This window comes from Falsiroseomonas oryzae (genome assembly GCF_027856955.1).
In the GTDB taxonomy this organism is placed as follows: Bacteria; Pseudomonadota; Alphaproteobacteria; order Acetobacterales; family Acetobacteraceae; genus Falsiroseomonas; species Falsiroseomonas oryzae.
Window position 1 is genome coordinate 1 of sequence record NZ_JAPSMD010000432.1, and the last position, 4,421, is coordinate 4,421.

The following is a 4,421-nucleotide window of genomic DNA, read 5'->3' on the forward strand; positions in this document are numbered from 1 at the left end:
CGCGCCGGCACCCCGGCCGCCGCGCTCGCGGCGCTGCACGCCGCCTCCGTCGCGGCGGTGCGGGCGCCGGAGGTGCAGGCGCGGCTCCGCGCGCTCTCGGTCGAGCCGGTCGAGAGCGCGACTCCCGCGGCGTTCGAAGCCCTCTACCGTGCCGAGCTGGCGCGCTGGACGGCGCTGATCCGCGAGGCCGGGATCACTGTGCAATGAGCGGCGGCCCGCGCATCACCGCGATCCGCACGCATCTGATGCAGGCCGGCCCGCTCGGCGTCTCCGGCTGGACGGCCGACGTGAAGAACTCCATCACCACCGGCACGCGCAACTGGCTGTTCGTGACGGTGGAGACCGATGCCGGGATCGCCGGCCTCGGCGAGGGCAGCGGCTGGCCGCGCGTGGTGGAGGCGGCGGTGCGCGACCTGTCCCATGTGCTGGTCGGCGAGGACGCCTTCGCCATCGAACGGCTCTGGCAGCGCATGCATGTCGCGATCATGGGCCACGGCATGAGCGGCGTGGTCGGCCAGGGCGCGATCGGCGCGATCGACATGGCGCTGTGGGACATCAAGGCCAGGGCGCTCGGCGTGCCGGCGTGGCAGATGCTCGGCGGCAAGGTGCGCGACCGCGTCCGCGCCTACGCCCATGCCGCCACGCCCGACCAGGCGCGGGCGGCGGTGGCCCGGGGCTACACGGCGATCAAGACCGGCGGCGTGGCCAACCCGGTGGAGAAGGCGGCCGCCATCCGCGACGCCGTGGGAGAGGAGGTGGACCTGATGGTGGACCTGCACGGGCCGCCATGGCTCACCGCGCCCGACGCCATCGCGATCTGCCGCGCGCTGGAGCCGCTGCATCCACTCTTCGTCGAGGAGCCGCTCGCGCCGGAGGACCTCGCCGGCTACCGGCGCCTGCGCGATGCGACGGACGTGCCCCTGGCCGCCGGCGAGCGGCATGGGGGCCTGCACGGGCTGGCGCCGCTGCTGCTGGAGGGGCTGGTGGATGTCGTGCAGCCCGACACCGGCCGCGCCGGCGGCCTGACCGGGCTGCGCAAGATCGCCGCGCTGGCCGAGGCGCGCTTCGCGACGGTCGCGCCGCATGCCGGCTCGCTCGGGCCGGTCGCGGAATTCGCCGCGCTGCACCTGCTGGCCGCGATCCCGAACGCGCTGGTGCTGGAGAAGATGGATCCCGACTGGCCCGGCCGCGCGCAGGCGGTCACGCGCTCGCCCGAGTTGCACGACGGGCACCTGGTCGTGCCCGATGATCCGGGACTCGGAGTCGCCATCGACGAGGCCTTCGTCGCCGCGCATCCGTCCACGCGCAATGTCGGCCTGCCGCGGGGCGGCTGGCCGGCAGGAACGGAAGAGGCCGGGCTCTACAGCCAGCCGCGGCACCCGCGGGGACGCATCGCAAGGCGGCCGCGGTCCTGACCGGAGGCCGGTCACCGCCGCGGCCTCTCCTTCCCTGCCAGACGCCACGCCACCGCGTCGCGTCGGAACGCCGGCAGCTTCAGCGCGTCACGCCCTGGCGTGCCCACCTTCGGTGTGCACATTCAGGGCGATCGCGGGCTAGATGTGCAGCGCTCGGCCGTCCACGGCGAGCGCGGCTTCCTTCACCGCCTCGTTCAGCGAGGGATGCGCGTGGCAGGTGCGGGCCACGTCCTCGGCGCTCGCGCCGAATTCCATGGCGATGGCGATCTCCGCGATCAGCGTGCCGGCATCCGGGCCGATGATGTGCGCGCCCAGCACGCGGTCGGTCGCCTTGTCGGCCAGGATCTTCACGAAGCCGTCGGTGTCGCCCATGGCGCGCGCGCGGCCGTTCGCGGTGAAGGGGAACTTGCCGACCTTGTAGGCCTGGCCGCGCGCCTTCAGCTGCTCCTCGGTCTCGCCGATGCTGGCGACCTCGGGCCAAGTGTACACCACGCCCGGGATGGCGCCGTAGTTGACGTGGCCATGCTGTCCGGCGAGCAGCTCGGCGAGCGCGACGCCCTCCTCCTCCGCCTTGTGGGCGAGCATCGGGCCCTCGATCACGTCGCCGATCGCCCAGATGCCGGGGACGCTGGTCGCGAACTCGCCGGGCTTCACCTTCACCCGGCCGCGCTCGTCCAGCGCGACGCCGGCCTCCGCCAGGCCGAGCCCGTCGGTCCAGGCGCGGCGGCCGATCGCCACCAGCACGACATCGGCCTTCAGCTCCTCCGCGGGGCCGCCCTGCGCGGGCTCCAGCGTCAGCGTCACGCCGTCATTGCCCTTGCGCGCGCCGGTGACCTTGGTCTTGAGCTTGAACTTCACGCCCTGCTTGCCCAGCACGCGCTGGAACATCTGCCCGACCTCGTTGTCCATGGACGGCACGAGGCGGTCGAGGAACTCCACCACCGTCACCTCGGCGCCCAGGCGCCGCCAGACGCTGCCGAGCTCGAGCCCGATATAGCCGCCGCCGATCACCACCAGGTGGCCGGGCACGCTTTCCAGCTCGAGCCCGCCGGTGGAGGTCACGACGACCTTCTCGTCCACCTCGACGCCGGGCAGCGGGATGCTCTCGCTGCCGGTGGCGATGACGATGTGCTTCGTCTCGTAGGTCTCGCCGTTCACCTGCACCTTGCCGGGGGATGCGACGCGCCCCTCGCCCTTCAGCCAGGTCACCTTGTTCTTCTTGAACAGGAACTCGATGCCCTTGACGTTGGCCGAGACGACCTCGCCCTTGCGGGCCAGCATGCGCTTCAGGTCGAGCGCGACCTGGCCGACATTCACGCCGTGCTCCGCCAGCTTGTGCTTCGCTTCCTCGAAATGCTCGGAGGATTGCAGCAGCGCCTTGGACGGGATGCAGCCGACATTCAGGCAGGTGCCGCCAAGCGTGGCGCGCTTCTCGACGCAGGCGACCTTCAGGCCGAGCTGGGCTGCGCGGATGGCGCAGACATAGCCGCCGGGACCGGCGCCGATGACGATGACGTCGAAGCTTTCAGCCATGGGAGATCCTGACCTGCCTTCCGCGTTTCTTGTCGGGCCGGACCATACGCGGGGCGGCGGCGAGGTCAAACCGGCCCCGGCGCCGGGGGCGCCGGGGACGTCCCGGTGGCCGCGCCTCAGGGCAGGCGCGTGACCATCAGCTCGAAGCCGCCGGAGCCGCGGCCGATGTTCTGCAGCCGCAGGCGGATCTCGCCCGGCGCATCCGCGGTCCAGTTCAGCAGGGACTCGAGCCCCTCGCCGCCATCGTCGTCGTCGGCCAGCACGTCGTCCTCGCGGACCAGGGCGACGACGGTGTCCACGCCGCGCGCGAGGCCGAGGGTGGCGATGCGCAGCCTGTCCCCGCGCGCCACCTCCAGCCGCGCCCAGCCCTCGGCCTCCGGGGCCATGGAGTCGACGCGGTAGAGCCTGCCCGGCTCCACCAGCGGCAGCCGGGTGCTGTCTTCGCGGGCAAGGACGAGCGGCGCGGGCAGCGTGCTGACCAGGCGCAGCCCCGCCGCCTCGCCATCCAGGCGGAACAGCCAGTCGCCCGCGCCGCTGTCCTCGCGGGCGCGCACGTACCAGCTCTCGCCGGGGCGGAGCTGGCGGCTGCGATGGGTGGTGGCGTGCAGCAGGGTGACGCTGCCGGCGTCCCGGGGTGCTTCCAGCCGCACCATGGAGCCCGGCGGCAGCTGCAGCCGGCCGAAGCGGCCGTCATGCGTGGCGGCGAGGGGTTGCGAGCCGGGCGGCACGGCGGGCTCGGCGGACAGCGCCTCCCATGCGGCGGCCCAGCCGGCACCGCCGAGCAGCTGGGCCTGGAGCCGCTGCGCGCTGCCGCGCTGGAGGCGGCGTGCACGCCCGGTGACGTTGTCCTGCAGCGTCTCCAGCAGACCTTCGCGCTCCACCGTGGCCTGCACCTCCGCGGGTGCCAGCGCATGGGCGATGGCCAGGGCATTCGCCTGCGCGACGGTCGGGCTGCGTCGCATGGCGGCCACCACCAGCTCCACCGGCGCGGACGCGGCCTGGGCCCCGGCCTGGCTCGGCGGCGCAACGGAGGTCAGGATCGCGTCCCGCAGGATGGCGCGGCGCTGCGCCGGCATGGCGCGCAGCCGGTCGGCGAACCAGGCGCCCTCTTCCGCGCCCGGGCGATGCAGCCAGCGCGTGGCAGCCAGGAAGTTGGCGGGGTCGCCGGCCTCGTCGCCCAGCGCCTCCAGCGCCAGCCAGGCCTGGCGGTCGGGCACCGTGCGCAGCAGCAGCGTGCCGGCCAGGTGGAAGCCGGGCGGCGCCGGCTGGCTGGACAGCAGCAGGTCGCTGAGCGGCGCGAAGCGCGCCTCCGGGGCCAGGCCTGCCGCCTCGCTGACGCTGTCCGCCGCCATCGCCCAGAGCAGGCCGAGCAGCGTGACGCGGTCGCGCTGCACCAGCGGCGGGCGCAGCACCGACCATTCGGCGGCGCCGCCCTTCGGCCGGATCAGGGCCGCCAGCGCGCAGAGATCGGCG

The 4,421-nt window shown here is 73.9% G+C and carries 3 protein-coding genes and 1 pseudogene; 2 read left to right on the forward strand and 2 right to left on the reverse strand.

Features of this window, described 5'->3' with window-relative positions:
• Positions 1-207: pseudogene (locus tag OZN99_RS26275) on the forward strand (tripartite tricarboxylate transporter substrate-binding protein); the annotation flags it as partial.
• Complete coding sequence (locus tag OZN99_RS26280; RefSeq protein WP_270938191.1) at positions 204-1,415, forward strand: mandelate racemase/muconate lactonizing enzyme family protein; 1,212 nt, start codon at positions 204-206, stop codon at positions 1,413-1,415. The pseudogene OZN99_RS26275 and the gene OZN99_RS26280, both read left to right, overlap by 4 nt.
• Before the next feature lie 138 nt (positions 1,416-1,553).
• On the opposite strand, the gene lpdA is transcribed toward OZN99_RS26280, so the two are convergent.
• Complete coding sequence (lpdA, locus tag OZN99_RS26285; RefSeq protein WP_270938192.1) at positions 1,554-2,948, reverse strand: dihydrolipoyl dehydrogenase; 1,395 nt, start codon at positions 2,946-2,948, stop codon at positions 1,554-1,556.
• 116 nt (positions 2,949-3,064) lie between these two features.
• A partial coding sequence (locus OZN99_RS26290) for a hypothetical protein (protein ID WP_270938193.1) occupies positions 3,065-4,421 on the reverse strand: 1,357 nt, incomplete at its 5' end.